Origin of the sequence: Bacillus altitudinis 41KF2b, from assembly GCF_000691145.1 — a bacterium.
In the GTDB taxonomy this organism is placed as follows: domain Bacteria; phylum Bacillota; class Bacilli; order Bacillales; family Bacillaceae; genus Bacillus; species Bacillus altitudinis.
Window position 1 is genome coordinate 46,170 of sequence record NZ_ASJC01000012.1, and the last position, 14,844, is coordinate 61,013.

At 42.4% G+C, this 14,844-nt stretch carries 22 protein-coding genes; 19 read left to right on the plus strand and 3 right to left on the minus strand.

Going from position 1 to position 14,844, the window contains the following annotated elements; translation table 11 throughout:
• Window positions 1-225: 225 nt before the first annotated feature.
• From infA to BA79_RS16300, 15 genes are all read left to right on the plus strand, one after another.
• Complete coding sequence (infA, locus tag BA79_RS16230) at window positions 226-444, plus strand: translation initiation factor IF-1 (protein WP_003217190.1); 219 nt, start codon at window positions 226-228, stop codon at window positions 442-444.
• Between the two features lie 31 nt (window positions 445-475).
• The gene (rpmJ, locus tag BA79_RS16235) at window positions 476-589 is read left to right on the plus strand and encodes a 50S ribosomal protein L36 (RefSeq protein WP_003156543.1); all 114 of its coding nucleotides are present in this window, start codon (window positions 476-478) and stop codon (window positions 587-589) included.
• A gap of 21 nt (window positions 590-610) precedes the next feature.
• Window positions 611-976 (plus strand): 30S ribosomal protein S13, encoded by a 366-nt coding sequence (gene rpsM, locus BA79_RS16240; protein WP_003217023.1) that lies wholly within the window; start codon window positions 611-613, stop codon window positions 974-976.
• 20 nt (window positions 977-996) lie between these two features.
• A complete protein-coding gene (gene rpsK, locus BA79_RS16245; RefSeq protein ID WP_003217231.1) occupies window positions 997-1,392 on the plus strand; it encodes a 30S ribosomal protein S11 in 396 nt (131 codons plus the stop codon).
• A 175-nt stretch (window positions 1,393-1,567) separates the two neighbouring features.
• Complete coding sequence (locus BA79_RS16250; RefSeq protein ID WP_003217009.1) at window positions 1,568-2,512, plus strand: DNA-directed RNA polymerase subunit alpha; 945 nt, start codon at window positions 1,568-1,570, stop codon at window positions 2,510-2,512.
• A 75-nt stretch (window positions 2,513-2,587) separates the two neighbouring features.
• On the plus strand, window positions 2,588-2,950 hold the full coding sequence (gene rplQ / locus BA79_RS16255; RefSeq protein WP_003216944.1) for a 50S ribosomal protein L17: 363 nt from the start codon (window positions 2,588-2,590) through the stop codon (window positions 2,948-2,950).
• A gap of 124 nt (window positions 2,951-3,074) precedes the next feature.
• A complete protein-coding gene (locus tag BA79_RS16260) occupies window positions 3,075-3,917 on the plus strand; it encodes an energy-coupling factor ABC transporter ATP-binding protein (protein ID WP_008345218.1) in 843 nt (280 codons plus the stop codon).
• Window positions 3,893-4,762, plus strand: a complete 870-nt coding sequence (locus BA79_RS16265) for an energy-coupling factor ABC transporter ATP-binding protein (protein ID WP_035703905.1) — start codon at window positions 3,893-3,895, stop codon at window positions 4,760-4,762. The genes BA79_RS16260 and BA79_RS16265 overlap by 25 nt, the downstream gene beginning before the upstream one ends.
• Window positions 4,759-5,556: an energy-coupling factor transporter transmembrane component T family protein gene (locus BA79_RS16270; RefSeq protein WP_008345215.1), complete on the plus strand. Its 798-nt coding sequence runs from the start codon at window positions 4,759-4,761 to the stop codon at window positions 5,554-5,556. Before BA79_RS16265 ends, BA79_RS16270 begins: the two co-directional genes overlap by 4 nt.
• A gap of 11 nt (window positions 5,557-5,567) precedes the next feature.
• Complete coding sequence (gene truA, locus BA79_RS16275) at window positions 5,568-6,311, plus strand: tRNA pseudouridine(38-40) synthase TruA (protein WP_035389137.1); 744 nt, start codon at window positions 5,568-5,570, stop codon at window positions 6,309-6,311.
• Window positions 6,312-6,475: 164 nt separating this feature from the next.
• A complete protein-coding gene (rplM, locus tag BA79_RS16280; RefSeq protein WP_003217042.1) occupies window positions 6,476-6,913 on the plus strand; it encodes a 50S ribosomal protein L13 in 438 nt (145 codons plus the stop codon).
• Between the two features lie 20 nt (window positions 6,914-6,933).
• Window positions 6,934-7,326, plus strand: coding sequence for a 30S ribosomal protein S9 (gene rpsI, locus BA79_RS16285; protein WP_007496354.1), 393 nt, complete (start codon window positions 6,934-6,936; stop codon window positions 7,324-7,326).
• A gap of 176 nt (window positions 7,327-7,502) precedes the next feature.
• Window positions 7,503-8,018, plus strand: a complete 516-nt coding sequence (locus tag BA79_RS16290) for a GNAT family N-acetyltransferase (protein WP_035703908.1) — start codon at window positions 7,503-7,505, stop codon at window positions 8,016-8,018.
• Window positions 8,019-8,115: 97 nt separating this feature from the next.
• Window positions 8,116-8,862, plus strand: a complete 747-nt coding sequence (locus tag BA79_RS16295; RefSeq protein ID WP_035703910.1) for an amidohydrolase family protein — start codon at window positions 8,116-8,118, stop codon at window positions 8,860-8,862.
• A gap of 36 nt (window positions 8,863-8,898) precedes the next feature.
• Window positions 8,899-9,372 (plus strand): GNAT family N-acetyltransferase, encoded by a 474-nt coding sequence (locus tag BA79_RS16300; protein WP_081827010.1) that lies wholly within the window; start codon window positions 8,899-8,901, stop codon window positions 9,370-9,372.
• Window positions 9,373-9,400: 28 nt separating this feature from the next.
• Here BA79_RS16300 and BA79_RS16305 read toward each other — a convergent pair whose 3' ends face one another.
• Window positions 9,401-9,973 carry a DUF4825 domain-containing protein gene (locus BA79_RS16305; protein ID WP_035703913.1) on the minus strand — a complete coding sequence of 191 codons (573 nt, stop codon included), beginning with the start codon at window positions 9,971-9,973 and terminating at the stop codon, window positions 9,401-9,403.
• A gap of 148 nt (window positions 9,974-10,121) precedes the next feature.
• Between BA79_RS16305 and BA79_RS16310 the strand changes: the two genes are divergently transcribed.
• The 3 genes from BA79_RS16310 (at window position 10,122) to BA79_RS16320 (ending at window position 12,499) form a co-directional block, all read left to right on the plus strand.
• Window positions 10,122-10,565, plus strand: a complete 444-nt coding sequence (locus tag BA79_RS16310; RefSeq protein WP_035703915.1) for a YbaK family protein — start codon at window positions 10,122-10,124, stop codon at window positions 10,563-10,565.
• Between the two features lie 58 nt (window positions 10,566-10,623).
• A complete protein-coding gene (gene cwlD / locus BA79_RS16315) occupies window positions 10,624-11,337 on the plus strand; it encodes an N-acetylmuramoyl-L-alanine amidase CwlD (RefSeq protein ID WP_008345202.1) in 714 nt (237 codons plus the stop codon).
• A 103-nt stretch (window positions 11,338-11,440) separates the two neighbouring features.
• Window positions 11,441-12,499 carry an Mrp/NBP35 family ATP-binding protein gene (locus tag BA79_RS16320; protein WP_007496365.1) on the plus strand — a complete coding sequence of 353 codons (1,059 nt, stop codon included), beginning with the start codon at window positions 11,441-11,443 and terminating at the stop codon, window positions 12,497-12,499.
• 38 nt (window positions 12,500-12,537) lie between these two features.
• Here the strand turns inward: BA79_RS16320 and gerD are convergent, their stop codons facing one another.
• Entirely contained in the window at window positions 12,538-13,116 is a 579-nt protein-coding gene (gene gerD, locus BA79_RS16325) for a spore germination lipoprotein GerD (RefSeq protein ID WP_007496366.1), read from the minus strand.
• Window positions 13,117-13,206: 90 nt separating this feature from the next.
• Between gerD and BA79_RS16330 the strand changes: the two genes are divergently transcribed.
• On the plus strand, window positions 13,207-13,809 hold the full coding sequence (locus BA79_RS16330; protein WP_008345196.1) for a KinB-signaling pathway activation protein: 603 nt from the start codon (window positions 13,207-13,209) through the stop codon (window positions 13,807-13,809).
• On the opposite strand, the gene pdaB is transcribed toward BA79_RS16330, so the two are convergent.
• On the minus strand, window positions 13,802-14,566 hold the full coding sequence (pdaB, locus tag BA79_RS16335; protein ID WP_017366469.1) for a polysaccharide deacetylase family sporulation protein PdaB: 765 nt from the start codon (window positions 14,564-14,566) through the stop codon (window positions 13,802-13,804). The two genes, BA79_RS16330 and pdaB, sit on opposite strands and share 8 nt — an antisense overlap.
• Window positions 14,567-14,844: the final 278 nt, after the last annotated feature.

Consider the following 14,844-nt stretch of genomic DNA (forward strand, 5'->3'; position numbering starts at 1 on the left):
CGGCGTGTTCGATGGCTGCCATGTACTAATCGCAGACGGAGAAAAGCGTAAATTCATTCTCCTAAGAAAAAATATCAATCATTTAACCTTTTATGATTGCGTATCTCCGGAAGTTCAGAACAGTATATTCAAAACAGGTCGGGTGATAGATGGACAATTGAGAACATCTCATTTGGACATTTATCAGAGAGCAAGTTACTGATTTGAAGAAGGGAGAACACTTGAATGGCGAAAGACGATGTAATTGAAGTGGAAGGTACTGTAGCAGAAACTTTGCCAAATGCAATGTTCAAAGTTGAACTAGAGAATGGTCATACAGTTTTGGCTCATGTATCAGGAAAAATCCGTATGCACTTCATTCGCATTTTACCTGGAGACAAAGTTACGGTAGAATTATCTCCATATGACTTAACTCGTGGTAGAATTACGTACCGTTACAAATAAAGCAACTCCGGAAGAAGGAGGTTGGAAACACATGAAAGTGAGACCATCTGTTAAACCTATCTGTGAAAAATGTAAAGTGATTCGCAGAAAAGGAAAAGTAATGGTGATCTGTGAAAACCCAAAACATAAACAAAAACAAGGCTAATAACAAGGAGGTGCCCAAATCATGGCTCGTATTGCTGGTGTAGATATTCCACGTGATAAGCGTGTTGTCATTTCTTTAACATATGTTTTTGGAATTGGTCGTACGACGGCTCAACAAGTCCTTAAAGAAGCAGGTGTTTCTGAAGACACTCGCGTTCGCGATCTAACTGAAGACGAACTAGGTAAAATCCGTGATATCATTGACAAACTTAAAGTAGAAGGTGACCTTCGTCGTGAAGTTTCACTTAACATTAAGCGTCTAATTGAAATCGGAAGCTACCGCGGAATCCGTCATCGTAGAGGACTTCCTGTTCGTGGACAAAACACAAAAAACAACGCGCGCACTCGTAAAGGTCCGCGTCGTACTGTAGCTAACAAGAAAAAATAAGTAAAGGAGGTAGTTAAAGAATGGCTGCTGCTCGTAAACAAAATACGCGTAAACGTCGCGTGAAAAAGAATATTGAAGCTGGAATCGCTCATATCCGTTCCACTTTCAACAACACGATTGTAACGATTACTGATGTTCATGGAAACGCAATTTCTTGGTCAAGTGCTGGTGCATTAGGATTCAGAGGTTCTCGTAAATCTACTCCTTTCGCTGCACAAATGGCTGCTGAAACTGCTGCTAAAGGTTCTATCGAACATGGTCTTAAAACACTTGAAGTAACTGTTAAAGGTCCTGGTTCTGGTCGTGAAGCTGCAATTCGTGCGCTTCAAGCTGCAGGTCTTGAAGTTACTGCAATCAGAGACGTAACTCCAGTTCCTCATAACGGATGCCGTCCACCAAAACGTCGCCGCGTGTAATTTGTTTGTATAGATTTTGTGTCCCTGTCAATAATGGGTTATGATACAGTTATTTATGAGACGAATACACGACTCGTTGCCTGAGCACATACGGGACTAAACAATGAGGAATTTCGGATGGAATCTCATATGATTCTATTCGAGGTTTCGACGTTTTGAAGGAGGGTTTTATTAGATGATCGAAATTGAAAAACCAAAAATCGAAACGGTTGAAATCAGCGACGATGCCAAGTATGGCAAGTTTGTCGTAGAGCCACTTGAGCGTGGATATGGTACCACTTTAGGGAACTCCCTTCGTCGTATCCTTTTATCCTCACTTCCTGGTGCAGCTGTAACATCGATCCAGATAGATGGTGTCTTACACGAATTCTCAACGATCGAAGGCGTGGTTGAAGATGTTACAACGATTATCTTAAACATTAAAAAGCTTGCACTCAAAATCTACTCTGAAGAAGAGAAGACGCTTGAAATTGATGTACAAGATGAAGGAACTGTAACAGCTGCTGATATTACACACGACAGCGATATTGAAATCTTAAATCCAGATCTTCACATCGCAACTCTTGGCAAAAATGCGAGCTTCCGTGTTCGTTTGACTGCACAAAGAGGTCGCGGGTATAATCCTGCTGATGCAAACAAAAGAGACGATCAGCCTATCGGCGTGATTCCGATCGACTCAATCTATACACCTGTATCTCGTGTAACTTATCAAGTGGAGAACACCCGTGTTGGGCAAATCACAAACTATGATAAATTAACACTAGATGTATGGACTGATGGAAGCACAGGACCGAAAGAAGCGATCGCTCTAGGTTCTAAGATTTTAACTGAACACCTAAATATTTTCGTTGGGTTAACTGACGAAGCTCAGCATGCAGAAATCATGGTTGAAAAAGAAGAAGACCAAAAAGAAAAAGTGCTTGAAATGACAATTGAAGAGCTTGATCTTTCTGTTCGTTCTTACAACTGTTTGAAGCGTGCGGGTATTAACACTGTTCAAGAGCTTGCTAACAAGACAGAAGAGGATATGATGAAAGTTCGTAACCTTGGACGTAAATCTCTTGAAGAAGTGAAAGCGAAACTAGAAGAACTTGGACTGGGTCTTCGTAAAGACGATTGACTAGTTTCATTGTGAACTAGGATTTTCGTGTGTTTTTTATTCATACAGCATCTCTAATTAAGGAGGGGACATCACATGGCATACAGAAAGCTAGGACGCACTAGTGCACAACGTAAAGCAATGCTTCGTGACCTAACGACTGATTTGATCATCAACGAACGCATCGAAACAACTGAAACACGTGCGAAAGAACTTCGCTCTGTAGTTGAAAAAATGATCACTCTTGGCAAACGCGGAGATCTTCATGCTCGCCGTCAAGCTGCAGCTTACATTCGTAACGAAGTAGCTAACGCTGAAACAAACCAAGATGCACTTCAAAAATTATTCGCTGACGTTGCAACTCGCTACGAAGATCGCCAAGGTGGATACACTCGTATCATGAAGCTTGGACCTCGTCGCGGCGATGGCGCACCAATGGCTGTCATTGAATTAGTTTAATCACATATCGTGTATCTAAGAAAGGGCGGGACAGTTCATAACTGGATCTATGCCCTTTTTTAGATACTACGGCTTTTTAGCAATAGGCAAAGTAGAGGTTGAGCTGAGAGGAGGTCCGGTAGAGATGGAGAAGACATTAATTGACGTAAAAGACATTGTATTTCGTTATCACAAAGATGCGGACAAGCCCGCTTTAGACCAAGTGTCATTGCATGTGAATCAAAATGAATGGCTTGCCATTGTTGGCCACAACGGTTCAGGTAAATCCACACTTGCCCGTGTACTGAATGGGCTCATTTTACCGGATGCAGGAACGGTCAAGGTTGGTGAGATTGAGCTGAAAGAAGAAAGTGTTTGGGATATTCGCAAAAAGGTCGGCATGGTCTTTCAAAACCCAGACAACCAATTCGTTGGCTCAACGGTTCGTGATGATGTGGCTTTTGGTTTAGAAAATAACGGGGTTGAGCGGGAATTGATGATAGAGCGTGTAGATTGGGCTGTCAAACAGGTCAATATGCAGGAGTTTCTTGATCAAGAGCCGCACCATCTATCAGGCGGGCAAAAGCAGAGAGTAGCGATCGCTGGTGTACTTGCCGCAAGCCCTGACATCATGATCTTGGATGAAGCAACATCAATGCTTGATCCGATTGGCCGTGAAGAAGTGTTAGAAACCGTCAGACTGCTGAAGGAACAAGGAACGGTCACGGTCATTTCCATCACACATGATTTAGACGAGGCTGCGAAGGCAGACCGCGTTATTGTGATGAATGGCGGGAAGAAATTTGCCGAGGGAACACCAGAGGAAGTATTTGAACTAGATGAACAGCTGGTTCAGATTGGACTTGATCTGCCATTTTCCTACCGGTTGAGTAAGCAATTGAAGCAGCAAGGTGTGCCGCTTGCAAATGCCCATTTGACACAAGAAGGATTGGTGAAAGAGCTATGGACATTACGATCAAAGAATTAGAGCATCGTTATCAAATGAAAACGCCGTTTGAGCGTCTCGCTTTGTATGATGTCAATGCTTCCATCAAAGAAGGCAGCTATGTTGCTGTCATTGGTCATACGGGTTCCGGCAAGTCGACGTTGCTGCAGCACTTAAATGGACTGCTCAAGCCAACAAAAGGGAGCATTGCGCTTGGAGATACGGTCTTACAAGCCAATAAGAAGCAGAAGGAACTGAAACCCCTTCGAAAAAAGGTCGGCATCGTGTTTCAGTTTCCTGAACATCAGCTCTTTGAGGAGACGATTCTAAAGGATATCTGTTTTGGTCCGATGAATTTCGGTGTTCCAAAGGAAAAGGCGGAAGCCAAGGCTAAAGAGATGCTGAAGCTTGTAGGCCTTCCTGAATCCTTGTTATCTCGATCCCCCTTTGAATTAAGTGGTGGTCAAATGAGACGTGTGGCGATTGCAGGTGTTCTAGCGATGGAGCCAGAAGTGCTTGTGCTTGATGAGCCGACTGCGGGATTAGATCCACGCGGACGTAAAGAAATCATGGACATGTTCTATGAGCTTCATCAAAAAGCCAACCTGACGACGATCCTTGTGACACACAGTATGGAAGATGCCGCTCATTATGCGGATCAAATGATTGTGATGCACAAAGGAACAGTAAAAGCGACAGGTACGCCGAGGGAGCTATTTGCCAATCGTACCGACATGTCTTCTTTCGGACTGGACCTCCCGGAAACGATCAAATTCCAGCAGGCTGTCGAAGAAAAGCTGGGGCTGACGTTTCCAAGACCGCTTCTGACCATGGATGAAATGGCAGAAGCCTTAACAGCTTTATATCAGGAGGACACGACATCATGATGGATAGTATGATTATCGGCAAATATGTGCCAGGTACATCCTTTGTCCATCGTCTTGATCCAAGGACAAAGCTGTTATCAATTTTCTTTTTTGTCTTTATTGTCTTTTTTGCGAATAACTACATCACTTACGGGCTTTTAGGGGTCTTTACGATCCTTGTGGTGATGGTGTCTCAGGTGCCGCTGTACTTTATTCTCAAAGGAATGAAACCCATCCTTTGGATTGTTCTGTTTACCTTTATTCTGCATATCTTCATGACAAAGGATGGCGCTTTGCTCTTTCACTTTGGTTTTCTGAATATTTATGAAGAAGGTCTAAAACAGGGGATTTTCATTTCACTCCGTTTTGTCTATCTCATCATGATGACAACACTTCTGACGTTGACCACAACACCTATTGAAGTGACAGACGGTATGGAGAAGCTGTTGCATCCTTTCCGTAAAATCAAGCTGCCTGTTCATGAGCTTGCTCTTATGATGTCTATCTCTCTTCGATTTATTCCGACTTTACTCGAAGAAACAGACAAAATCATGAAAGCCCAAATGGCAAGAGGTGTTGATTTTACAAGCGGACCCGTGAAAGATCGTTTAAAAGCGATTGTCCCATTGCTTGTCCCGCTTTTCGTCAGTGCGTTTAAGCGTGCGGAGGAATTGGCGACCGCTATGGAAGCGAGAGGCTACCGTGGGGGAGAAGGTCGTACGAAATACCGTCAGCTTGTCTGGGGAATGAAAGACACGTTCACGCTGCTTCTATTCATCCTGTTAACAGCACTCCTTGTGCTGCTTAGAAATTAGGTGATGCCTAGATGAAAGTAAAATGTACCGTATCATACGATGGGACACATTTTAAAGGGTATCAAGTGCAACCAGGACAGCGAACCATTCAGACGGAGATTGAATCTGCCCTTGCTAGAATGCATAAACAAGACGAACTGATTCCGATTGTGGCTTCCGGCCGGACAGACAGTGGCGTTCACGCAAAGGGGCAGGTCATCCATTTTGACACCCCGCTTGCCATCCCGATGGAAAGATGGCCTTTTGCCCTCAACAGTTTGCTGCCAGATGACATTCGTGTTCTAAAGGCTGAGGAAGTGGATGAGTCATTTCATGCTAGATTTGGTGTCGTTTCAAAGGAGTACCGTTATAGGGTCTCAACGGAAACGCACCAAAATGTGTTTACGAGACAGTATGCCTGTCACTATCCTTATCCGCTGGATGTCGATAAAATGAGAGAAGCTGCTGGGCACCTGATTGGCACACATGATTTCACAAGCTTTTGTGCGGCCAATACAGAGGTTCAGGACAAGGTGAGGGAGATTTACGCCCTCGAGTGGAAAAACGTCTCAGACGGGCTTGAAATGCGTGTGAGAGGGAATGGCTTTTTATACAACATGGTGCGAATTATAGCCGGCACGTTACTTGAAATTGGTTCTGGTAAATTTCACCCTGAGGAGATAAAAGCCATGCTTGCCGCCCGAAATCGCGAAGCGGCAGGCAAGACTGCGCCCAGTCACGGACTGTATTTATGGGAAGTTTTCTATGACAACTAAACCAGGTGTAACATGTTCTTGACACAGGAAGCAGAAAGTTATAAGATATCATATGGTATGTATTTCAACCCCACAAATAAGCCCCGGAAGACTTATCTGTGTTTTGAAATAGAACGTAGCATTTGATTCAGGAAAATTCATTGATTTATTTAGGAGGGAAACTCATGCGTACAACACCAATGGCGAACGCAAGCACAATTGAGCGCAAATGGCTAGTGGTTGATGCGGCAGGCAAGACTCTAGGTCGTCTTTCTACTGAAGTAGCATCACTTTTGCGCGGTAAGCACAAACCAACTTATACACCACACGTTGACACAGGTGATCACGTGATCATCATCAATGCTGAGAAAATCGAATTAACTGGTAAGAAATTGACGGACAAAATTTACTACCGTCATACGATGCACCCAGGTGGTTTGAAACAAAGAACTGCTCTTGAGATGCGTACAAACTACCCTGAAAAAATGTTGGAGCTTGCTATCAAAGGTATGCTTCCAAAGGGTCCACTAGGTCGTCAAATGTTCAAAAAATTAAATGTGTACCGTGGTTCTGAGCATCCACATCAAGCACAACAACCTGAAGTTTACGAACTTCGCGGTTAATTATAAGGGAGGTTAACAATTTGGCACAGGTTCAATATTACGGTACAGGTCGTCGTAAAAGTTCTGTAGCGCGCGTTCGCTTAGTTCCAGGTGAAGGCCGTATCGTCGTTAATAATCGTGAAATTACTGAATACATTCCATTCGCTGCTTTAATCGAAGACGTGAAACAGCCTTTGAACATCACAGAAACAGCTAACAGCTACGATGTTCTTGTAAATGTTCACGGTGGTGGATTCTCTGGTCAAGCTGGAGCAATTCGTCACGGTATCTCTCGTGCTCTTCTAGAAGTAGATCCTGAGTACCGTACACCACTTAAACGTGCTGGACTTCTTACTCGTGACTCTCGTATGAAAGAGCGTAAGAAATACGGTCTTAAAGGCGCACGTCGCGCACCTCAGTTCTCAAAACGTTAATCAATTTTATATTGTATGGACGTTTTACAAAGGTTTGTACAGACAAACCCTATATGAAAAGCATCAGCATCCTGCTGGTGCTTTTTTATTTGTGTTATTTTCTGTCTGGAAACATATAAAATATGATCATAGTCAGGTTTTTGTTTAAAAAATGATGTTAAAGGAGGATGGCATTTATGAATCTAACAACAGAAAGATGTCTCATTCGACCGTTTAATGAGGATGATTGGCAGGATGTCTATGCATATACATCTGATCTAGCGGTGATGAAGTATATGCCAGAAGGTGTTTTTTCTAAAGAAGAGGCGCAGGAATTTGTCAAAAATAATCGTCTTAAGACGGCCAAGAATTTTGCTGTTCTATTAAAAGAAGATCATACATGCATCGGGCATATCGTGTTTCATCCTTACTTTGGTGAGCACACATATGAAATTGGCTGGGTCTTCAATTCTGCATATCAAAACAAAGGCTTTGCATCAGAAGCTGCATTTGCTGTCCTACATCATGGTTTTCACACAATGAATTTACATCGAATCATTGCCACTTGTCAGCCTGAAAATGTGCCGTCATGGAGAGTGATGGAGAAAATGGGGATGAGAAGAGAGGGATATTTTAAAAAATGTATACCACAAGGAAATGAGTGGTGGGATGAGTTTTATTATGCCATCTTACGAGAGGAATGGAAAACTTGATAAGTTTTCATGATATGAAGTAATTCGTCATTCCAAATATCCCTTGGCTTTCTCTATTGATATAATCAGGTCAAATAAGCAGAAGAGGGGCGCGGGCATGAGGATCTTTGATGCACATTTTCATATCATTGATTTTGATTTTCCCATTCAAGAAAACCAAGGGTATACACCGCCGAGTTATGTGGTGAATGATTATAGGAGAGAGACGGCTGATTTAGGGATTGTAGGTGGAGCGATTGTGTCAGGCTCATTTCAGGGTTTTGATCAAGGCTATTTGTTGAAAGCACTAGATGAAATGGGACCGGCTTTTTGCGGTGTGACACAATTACCTTTTACAGCAACTGACGATGAGATTGTTCATTTGAATCAACATGGGGTCAAGGCTTTACGTTTTAATGTGAAGCGGGGCGGTTCGGAGGATATTTCAAAGCTCGACTATTTTGCGAGAAGGGTGTATGAGCTGGTGGGCTGGCATAGTGAGCTCTACATAGACGCCAAGCATCTCCCTGACATCTCCTCTACGCTTGAACAGCTGCCGGCCGTTTCGATTGATCATTTAGGCTTATCGGAAGAAGGCTTGCCGCATTTGCTCAAGCTGGTTGATAAAGGGGTTCGTGTGAAAGCAACGGGCTTTGGGCGTGTTGATTTAAAGGTCGAACAGGCATTGACGTCTATTTATCAAACGAATCCTGATGCACTGATGTTTGGTACAGATCTTCCCTCTACAAGGGCGAAACGGCCATTTGAATACGGTGATATTGAATTGATTCAACAGATGTTTGATGAGGAAGCGGCGGATAAAATTTTATATGAGAACGCTATCAATTGGTATTTTGGCAAATGAATAAAGGCTTCCATTCCGTGATAGGAGGTGTGTTCATTGAATATGAATCAATTGACATTTAGAGAAGCCGTCCAAGGAGACCTCGACAACATCGTTTTGATGCTTTCAGATGACAAATTAGGCCAAAAGAGAGAACGCTACTCTCGTCCATTAAGAGAAAGCTACCTCAATGCCTTTCATTCGATCGAAGCGGATCCCAATATTGAACTAATCGTCGCTTGTGATCGGGAAGAGGTAGTCGGTGTTCTCCAATTAACAATGACTCCATTTCTAACGTATCAAGGAGGATGGAGAGCTTCAATAGAAGGAGTTCGTACAGCCTCGACTCATAGAGGAAGAGGAATTGGCACATTGTTGATAAAATGGGCTATTCAACGCGCAAATGACCGTGGGTGTCATATGATTCAGTTGACAACTGACAAACAGAGGCCAGAAGCACGCTGTTTTTATGAAAAATTAGGGTTTGAAGCCACGCATGATGGGATGAAGCTGCAGCTTGATTTCAAATAAAAAGCAGAAGGTGGCATCCCTCTGCTTTTTATGATTGTTTCACCGGAAACGCTTTGTATACATCTTGACGTTTATCTTTTGACTTCACAACTCCATCAACCAGTTCCTTTTGCCAAAGCGCTGTATCGTCTTTGTACACTTTAAAAGAGTGAGGCAGCTTTTTTTCTAGCTGTTTTCTTTTAAACGTGACGGATGGCTCGTCTTTAGCGTTCATCTTGAGTGTCACTTGCTCCACGTTATCGATAAGAATAAAAAGTGCCAATGCATTATATAAGTAGTTTTTTTCAATGGTATCCTTCTTATCAAACCAAAATGAATCAAACTGTTCTTCTGTATCATTGGTATTTTCTTTCACGCCGTATGTCACTTTTAGCGCTTTTTCATCTACGATTTCATACTCGCGAATCACGTTACCTGGAAGATCTGATAAAATAGCGCCGACTGCTCCATTGTCTCCAATATAAGAATTTTTGTGCTTAGAAAGCTGTTTTAAGGAAATGTCTTCTATTCCTTTCATGTCGCTTTCTTTCTCACTGGCTTGACTACTGCAAGCGGATAGAATGACTGTCATTAGTAGTAGGATATACATCCACTTTTTCATTTACTTTGCCCCTTTATCTTTTTTCTATATAAAAATTCATTATATCATAAGGTCCCATTTCCACCACTTATTTCATGATTTCCATTTACTGAACTGCATGTTTTGTTCAAACCAACGAACAATACAAAGAAAAAAAGGAGTTCAGTCCATGGCAGAAGTTCTTTCATTTTATCAATTGAAAACAAAACGAGATGTCACGCTTGAAAAGAAGCTGTTGCGTACATTGTCTCTTCAACAGGTGACGGTCGCTTCAGAGAAATTCACGAAGAAGCTGTTCCCATTTGCAGATGATCCAGCTGGGATTATGAGTGATGGCTGTATTGATTTCGCCATTGAGGCTTTTTTAGCAGGTGGGAGATACGGTGAGTCGAGTAAGTATGGTGAATCATTCGATGATATAAAAAAGCGGTCAGTTCATGAAGAAGATGAGCTGGTTGAGGAGCTAGCAGGGTGTTTGCAATCGTGGGGGAATATGTTTCGAATGGAGCGTAAGATGTCGTGTCTGTATCCATTTGCGAAGGAATTTTTAAGTAAGTGGTGGCAGGAAGGCTTTCGGGAATCAGAAAAAAGGCATAAGCTTCGCCTGCACTAAGCATATTTCCAGCCCTTGTCCCATATCTATAAAATAATGGTGTATGGGAGGGACAGGGATGAAAAGAAAGCTGAAATGGACAGGGTTTTTAATCGGGTTTATTGTCCTCTTATTCTTATTCAGATTTCAGTTTCTAAATGATGATTCGTGGAAATCGTGGAACTTGCCTTTGAGCGGCAAGATCATCTATTTAGATCCGGGTCACGGCGGTCCAGATGGCGGTGCTGTTGGCGGCGAGTTGCTCGAAAAAGAGATTGCACTGGATGTGTCCATGAAGATAAGAGACTATTTGCAGGAGCAGGGAGCACTTGTTCTCATGACCCGGGAAGATGACTCTGATTTATCATCAAAGAATACAAAGGGTTATGCCAGAAAGAAAGCGGAGGACTTGAGAAACCGTGTGAAAGCCATCAACGAATCTGAAGCGGATCTCTATTTAAGCATTCATTTAAATGCGATCCCATCGAACAAATGGAGCGGGGCACAGACGTTCTTTTACGGAAAGTATGAAGAGAATGAAAAAGCAGCGAAGTTCATTCAAGATGAATTGCGCAACAACCTTGAAAACACAGATCGCAAGGCGAAGCGAATCAACGGGATTTATTTAATGCAAAATGTCACGAAGCCAGGAGCGCTTGTCGAAATCGGATTTCTATCGAATCCAAAAGAGGCTGGTCAGCTGGCGACTCCTAAATATCAGGATCAAATTGCTGCTTCGATTTATAAAGGCATTCTCAGATATTTAACAGAGCAAAAAGAGCCGCCTGAATAAGGGGCTTTTTCCTGTTTATCGCAGGCAAAGAGGACAGACATTGTAAGGATATGTATGATATACTTGAATTGTAAACGAATTCAATAAAGGGTGAGGTTCTGCTATGATCGGACAAGATGATGTGAGAAAACTAGTTGGGAAGATGGACGAACCTTTCCTTCATATACCGCTTGGTGAGCTGGATGCCATCAAGGAAATCAGCCTAAAGCCTGAAAAAGAGCATGTGAGCTTAAAAGTGGCGATTGCCAAAACAGGCACTGCTGAGCAGATGAAGCTGCAGCAAGACATCGTACAAGCTTTAAAAGCAGCCGGCGCGAACACTGTAGGACTTCGTTTTGAAGAACTGCCTCAAGAAACGCTTGAAAAGTTTATGCCGTCACAGGATGAGGAAGAAAATTTGCTCAACTCTAAAAATCCACCTGTGTTCTTAGCGATTGCGAGTGGAAAAGGCGGAGTTGGGAAATCAACCGTTTCCGTTAACCTGGCTGTGGCACTGGCTCGTCTAGGGAAAAAAGTGGGACTGATCGATGCTGATATTTACGGCTTTAGCGTACCGGATATGATGGGAATCACCGTCAGACCGACAGTTAAAGGGGAAAAGATTATTCCTGTGGAACGCTTTGGCGTCAAAGTGATTTCAATGGGCTTTTTTGTTGAAGAAAACGCACCGGTCATTTGGAGAGGACCGATGCTTGGTAAAATGCTAAATAACTTCTTCCACGAAGTAGAGTGGGGAGAATTAGATTACTTACTATTAGACCTTCCGCCTGGAACAGGTGATGTGGCACTTGATATTCATACGATGCTTCCGAGCTGTAAAGAAATCATTGTGACAACGCCGCATCCAACAGCGGCTTTCGTTGCTGCTAGAGCAGGCGCAATGGCACTGCAAACAGATCACGAGGTGCTAGGGGTCGTTGAGAATATGAGTTACTATGAAAGCAAAAAAACAGGTGAGAAGGAATATGTCTTTGGAAAGGGCGGCGGGGACAAGCTGGCGGAGGAGCTGCGTGTATCAGTTCTTGGTCAAATCCCTTTAAGACAGCCTGATTGGAATGAGGACGATTTTGCACCTTCTGTCTATGATGCGAGTCATCCGACAGGGGAAGTGTATCAACACATTGCCAATAAAGTCATTGAACAATTAGCAGTAAAAGCATAATGAAATCCCGAGTGGACCTTGTGCCACTCGGGTGATGTTTAACTGCCGCTTCCTTGTGAACCGGAATCATTGCTGCTTTCAGAGACTGCTTTTTTTAGCTCATCTTCGAATTTCTTCTTATAGAGAGGGCTGCTTAATGTTTCTGTGATGACTTTCTCTAAGTGCTTTCTGAACTCTTTGCTTTTGACCAGTTCACCGTATTTCTTTTCCATTTCAGGATCCTTGAGAATATCCATCATCATCTGTTGATAGTCAGGGTCCTTCATCAATTGTTTTAACATCTTTTCATGCTGTTGCTGCATGGATTTTGCGAAAGTCTCGGCAAATTTAGAATCCTCAAAGACCTTCTTCCAGAACTCTTTGCCTTTATCAGAAGTTAGTGTTTTCTCTATTGTTTTTTTCACAGTTTGTTCATCCATTACCAAAGCTTCATTCATTGCCTCGTCATTTAATAACTGTTGAATGGCCTTTTTACCGTCATCTGTTTTCAAAATATCGACGACCATTTTTTTCGTTTCGTCATAGTCCATATTAGATGAGGATTGGGTTTTGGGAGCACAAGCTGTTAGAGATAAAAGAAGAAAACAGCTCATTATACGCAAGATGCCTTTTGACATACTGTGGCTCCTTTCGTTACATGTCTTACTTTTAATATGAATGTTTCACGTGAATTTATACATAACAAAAATAGGGGTTGGGTCAATTCAATGAAAAGTCGGGATTTAGTTCGTTTTTTCTTCTCTGTGCTGGCTGTTGGAGCGGTCATTACAAGCGTGGTAGGTTTTGCGCTGGAGTGGGGGAAATATCAGAAGCTGTTTGTATCGTTTGAGATTTTAGAGATTGCGTCTGTGTTATTTTGGTTTATTGGTGTGGGGATGATCTTTAGTGTAATCAGTCAGATGGGGTTTGTTGTCTTTTTGACAGTGCACCGGTTTGCGCTGGAGATTTTCAGGTCGCATTCTTTATGGAATACCATTCAGTTATTCCTTGTGATTTTCGTGCTGTTTGATTTAGCTTATTTGCGGTTTTTGTTTTTCGGGGAGAATGAATCATTTCTTCCATACTTGTGGCTGCCTGTTTTTATCGGTGTGTTTGCATTGATCGTGTCTTATTTTAAACAGCAGCAGTCCTCTAAGAAAACATTTATTTCTGCAATGTTTCTCATGGTCGTCATCACGTCGTTAGAATGGTTTCCGGCGCTTAGAGTCAATGAAGAGGACTGGCTATATTTAATGCTATTTCCGCTATTAGGTTGTAATGCGTTTCAGTTATTAGCTATGCCGCGGTTTTCAAAAGCAAAAGCTACTTAACCTCAGTTGACTTTGTTTTTGTATTAGAGATAAGCTCGCCAACCGTGACGTTTCTTAAATTTTTGTCTTTTAAGTGTTTTAAAATGGCTGGTAAGGCTTGAGCGGTTTGGGTGGCTGAATCTGAGGCGTGAAGGAGAATAATGTCTCCGCTTTTCATTCGATCATTTACATTATGAACAATCTGGTCGACGCCCGGGTTCAGCCAATCTTGAGAATTGATGCTGTAATGGACAACGGTATAGCCATACTGTGTTGCAATTTTCAATACCGTTTCATTAAATTGCCCAGTTGGCGGTCTTAATAATTGAATGTCTTCCAGTCCAAGCTTTTGGAATGTATTTTGTGCACGGACAAGATCTCGCTTAATTTCGTTTTCTTCCAGCTGGCTATAATTTTTATATGCATAGCCAAGGCTGCCAATTTGATGGCCATCCTCTTTAATCCTTTTCACGATATCTGGGTGACGCTCAGCCCAAGAAGCAGACAGAAAGAAAGTGGCGTTCTTTATATCGTACTCTCGGAGGACATTTAAAATAGGAACAGCCTTCTCGTCTCCCCAGCCAATATTAAATGTAAGGGATGCGTGTTTTGATGAGGTCTCTCCTTTATAAATTGCTCGGGGCCCTTGTTCTGTTTTAAATACCGACAGCGGCGGTGCCTTTTGTACATAAAAAAAGGTTGCAGCTGCAAGGGCTGCTACAAGAATAATGACTACTTGCTTCAGCCGTTTAATAGGCAACACATATAATCGACTCAATTCAAACACTCCTGCCTTGTCCAAGATTGTTACTTGATTGTATGCAGGACAAGGGTTTAACATGCACGATAAAACTATTTTAAAAAAAGTTATGAAAAGGCGTTGACCAACAGAATGTTTTCGTGATATATTATTAATCGTCGCTGACACACAGTGACAAACACAAACGCTTCGGGAAATAAACTTGAAAAAAGTTGTTGACATAAGATGAAGCGAAATGTTATATTATTAAAGCCGCTAAGAACGGCGAAGATGATCTTTGAAAACTAAACAAGACA

Coding starts and splice junctions, on each gene's coding strand:
- infA (WP_003217190.1), top strand. CDS start 226: ATGGCGAAAGACGATGTAATTGAAGTGGAAGGTACTGTAGCAGAAACT.
- rpmJ (WP_003156543.1), top strand. CDS start 476: ATGAAAGTGAGACCATCTGTTAAACCTATCTGTGAAAAATGTAAAGTG.
- rpsM (WP_003217023.1), top strand. CDS start 611: ATGGCTCGTATTGCTGGTGTAGATATTCCACGTGATAAGCGTGTTGTC.
- rpsK (WP_003217231.1), top strand. CDS start 997: ATGGCTGCTGCTCGTAAACAAAATACGCGTAAACGTCGCGTGAAAAAG.
- BA79_RS16250 (WP_003217009.1), top strand. CDS start 1,568: ATGATCGAAATTGAAAAACCAAAAATCGAAACGGTTGAAATCAGCGAC.
- rplQ (WP_003216944.1), top strand. CDS start 2,588: ATGGCATACAGAAAGCTAGGACGCACTAGTGCACAACGTAAAGCAATG.
- BA79_RS16260 (WP_008345218.1), top strand. CDS start 3,075: ATGGAGAAGACATTAATTGACGTAAAAGACATTGTATTTCGTTATCAC.
- BA79_RS16265 (WP_035703905.1), top strand. CDS start 3,893: ATGGACATTACGATCAAAGAATTAGAGCATCGTTATCAAATGAAAACG.
- BA79_RS16270 (WP_008345215.1), top strand. CDS start 4,759: ATGATGGATAGTATGATTATCGGCAAATATGTGCCAGGTACATCCTTT.
- truA (WP_035389137.1), top strand. CDS start 5,568: ATGAAAGTAAAATGTACCGTATCATACGATGGGACACATTTTAAAGGG.
- rplM (WP_003217042.1), top strand. CDS start 6,476: ATGCGTACAACACCAATGGCGAACGCAAGCACAATTGAGCGCAAATGG.
- BA79_RS16290 (WP_035703908.1), top strand. CDS start 7,503: ATGAATCTAACAACAGAAAGATGTCTCATTCGACCGTTTAATGAGGAT.
- BA79_RS16295 (WP_035703910.1), top strand. CDS start 8,116: ATGAGGATCTTTGATGCACATTTTCATATCATTGATTTTGATTTTCCC.
- BA79_RS16305 (WP_035703913.1), bottom strand. CDS start 9,973: ATGAAAAAGTGGATGTATATCCTACTACTAATGACAGTCATTCTATCC.
- BA79_RS16310 (WP_035703915.1), top strand. CDS start 10,122: ATGGCAGAAGTTCTTTCATTTTATCAATTGAAAACAAAACGAGATGTC.
- cwlD (WP_008345202.1), top strand. CDS start 10,624: ATGAAAAGAAAGCTGAAATGGACAGGGTTTTTAATCGGGTTTATTGTC.
- BA79_RS16320 (WP_007496365.1), top strand. CDS start 11,441: ATGATCGGACAAGATGATGTGAGAAAACTAGTTGGGAAGATGGACGAA.
- gerD (WP_007496366.1), bottom strand. CDS start 13,116: ATGTCAAAAGGCATCTTGCGTATAATGAGCTGTTTTCTTCTTTTATCT.
- BA79_RS16330 (WP_008345196.1), top strand. CDS start 13,207: ATGAAAAGTCGGGATTTAGTTCGTTTTTTCTTCTCTGTGCTGGCTGTT.